This window comes from Weissella sp. DD23, assembly GCF_001579105.1.
Lineage (GTDB): Bacteria > Bacillota > Bacilli > Lactobacillales > Lactobacillaceae > Weissella > Weissella cibaria.
In genome coordinates, this window is the sequence record NZ_KQ970397.1 from 43,125 (window position 1) to 45,485 (window position 2,361).

Sequence of the window (2,361 nt, forward strand, 5' to 3'; positions counted from 1 at the left end):
TGGGACTGAAGCAGCAACCGGGGTTACGACTGGCGTTTCAGCGGCTGATCGGGCCGCGACAATTCGGCACATTGCGAATCCGACCGCCGTTCGGACGGATTTCAATGCGCCAGGCCACACCCAGCCATTAACAGCCTTAGCTGGTGGGCTGACTGAGCGCGTTGGACATACTGAAGCGGCCGTTGATTTGGCGCGCCTAGCTGGTTCAGAACCAGCCGCCGTTATTATTGAAGTCCTGAAAGCAGATGGCACGATGGCCCGCCGCGATGATCTGTTTGAATTAGCTGATCGCTTGGATTTGCCATTTATTACGATTGCCCAAATTTCGGCGTATCTAGCTACGCCAGTTATGTAATTAAAAAAGTATCCCATCTCAATCTAGGTGCAGCGCATAGTATTGAGATGGGATTTTTTTGTCATCATTTAAAATGATAACGGTTTCATGAGAAAATTCTTAGTTAAATATGCCTTTGTTCGTTTTACAAAGATGCAAAAACGGTTAAACACGAACTAATATGTTTCATTTTAATGACTTATGCCGACAAAACTGTACATTTAATCGTTGTGGTGGTTATATATAGTTGTAAAGACGAACTAAAAATGAGGTGGAAGCTAAATGGTACGTGTTGCGGTAGTAATGGGATCGATTTCAGATTGGTCAACGATGAAAGAAACGGTCGCGGTCTTACAAACGTTTGATGTCGCAGTTGAGACACATATTATTTCGGCGCATCGAATGCCCGAGGAGATGACGACGTTTGCCCGAAATGCGCGGGACAATGGCCTAGGGGTTATTATTGCTGGCGCTGGCGGTGCTGCCCATTTGCCTGGCATGTTGGCAGCGCAGACGACGTTACCAGTAATTGGTGTCCCAATTCAATCACACGCTTTGCAGGGGATGGATTCATTGCTCAGTATTGTGCAGATGCCAGCTGGTGTACCGGTTGCGACGGTGGCCATTGGGACCGCAGGCGCTAAAAATGCGTCTTACTTGGCAATGCAAATGTTGGGCATTGCGGAGCAAGAACTGGCCGATAAAATAGCCTTATTCCGAGAAGGGCAACGCCAACAATCGATTGAGAGCGAGGCATTGTTACATGACTAAGCGTATTTTGCCACCAGCCACTATCGGGATCGTTGGTGGCGGTCAATTAGGGCAAATGTTGGCCTTGGCCGCCAAACCAATGGGGTATCAGGTTATTGTCTTGGATCCGCAAGTTGATGCGCCAGCAGCCTTGGTTGCAGATCAACAAATTGTGGCGAGCTATGATGATGTTTCGGCTCTGCGTAATCTTGCTAATCAAGCGGATGTTGTGACGTATGAATTTGAAAATGTGGATCAGACGGCATTACAGACTGCCGTACCAGCTGAAAAGTTACCCCAAGGGGTAGCGTTATTAAACATTACAGCGAACCGGTTGCGTGAGAAACAATTCTTGGCCGCGTTGGGCTTACCAGTTGCCCCATTCGCAGCCGTGGATAACTTGGTCACTTTGGACGCCCGATGCCATGAAGTATCGTTGCCAGCAATTTTGAAAACGGCAACGGGCGGGTATGACGGCCACGGCCAATGGGATATTCCCAATACCGATGCATTGGCAAATTTGTTAGCGCATTGGCAACAACCGACTGATATCGCCCTTGTTTTGGAAAAAAAGTTAGCGTTCGATCGGGAATTGAGCGTGATGGTAACTCGCGATGGTCGGGGTGAAATTCGAACTTGGCCGGTGACGGTCAATGAGCATCAGCACCATATCTTACGAGTGTCCGCGGCACCGGCAACTTTATCACCACAGATTGCCAAGCAAATTGAGACCATTGCGACGACCATTGCCAATGCGTTGCAACTTGTGGGCATTTTAGGCATCGAGCTATTTGTGGTGGGGGAGCGTGTGTATATCAACGAATTAGCCCCACGCCCCCACAATTCTGCGCACTTAACCATTGAGGCGACGAATGTTTCACAATTTGAAGGCCATATTCGAAGCATTACGGGCTTGCCGATTCCGGTGATTACCCAGTATGCACCAGCTATCATGTTGAATTTATTAGGGGATCAGATTATACAGGCACGCCAAGATATAGCGACACATGAGGGGTGGCACTTTCACGACTACGGTAAACATGATGTGAAGCCGGGACGAAAAATGGGCCACATTACAGCCACTGGCATGGCGGCTATGAAAGATTTGCGCGAATGGGGGACAAGGTTATGACAATTGTAAAAGGGGCTTTATTAACAACAGGCAAAGCAAAGGCAGTGTATGCCACGGACGATCCGAATGTGTTGTGGCTCCATAGCTTGAATCAAGCGACAGCACTTAATGGGAAACAAAAAGCCGAAATTAGCGATAAGGGACG

The 2,361-nt window shown here is 48.4% G+C and carries 4 protein-coding genes; all 4 read left to right on the forward strand.

The annotated features are described in order from the left end of the window. The coding region (locus tag WEIDD23_RS10140; RefSeq protein ID WP_197458873.1) for a 3,4-dihydroxy-2-butanone-4-phosphate synthase at positions 1-355 on the forward strand (355 nt) is incomplete at its 5' end. A 261-nt stretch (positions 356-616) separates the two neighbouring features. After that, complete coding sequence (gene purE / locus WEIDD23_RS10145) at positions 617-1,105, forward strand: 5-(carboxyamino)imidazole ribonucleotide mutase (RefSeq protein ID WP_010372607.1); 489 nt, start codon at positions 617-619, stop codon at positions 1,103-1,105. Beyond that, the gene (gene purK, locus WEIDD23_RS10150) at positions 1,098-2,216 is read left to right on the forward strand and encodes a 5-(carboxyamino)imidazole ribonucleotide synthase (RefSeq protein WP_010372610.1); all 1,119 of its coding nucleotides are present in this window, start codon (positions 1,098-1,100) and stop codon (positions 2,214-2,216) included. The genes purE and purK overlap by 8 nt, the downstream gene beginning before the upstream one ends. Beyond that, positions 2,213-2,361, forward strand: a 149-nt coding sequence (locus WEIDD23_RS10155; protein WP_278279501.1) for a phosphoribosylaminoimidazolesuccinocarboxamide synthase, incomplete at its 3' end; no start/stop codon positions are given. The genes purK and WEIDD23_RS10155, both read left to right, overlap by 4 nt.

Coding starts and splice junctions, on each gene's coding strand:
- purE (WP_010372607.1), top strand. CDS start 617: ATGGTACGTGTTGCGGTAGTAATGGGATCGATTTCAGATTGGTCAACG.
- purK (WP_010372610.1), top strand. CDS start 1,098: ATGACTAAGCGTATTTTGCCACCAGCCACTATCGGGATCGTTGGTGGC.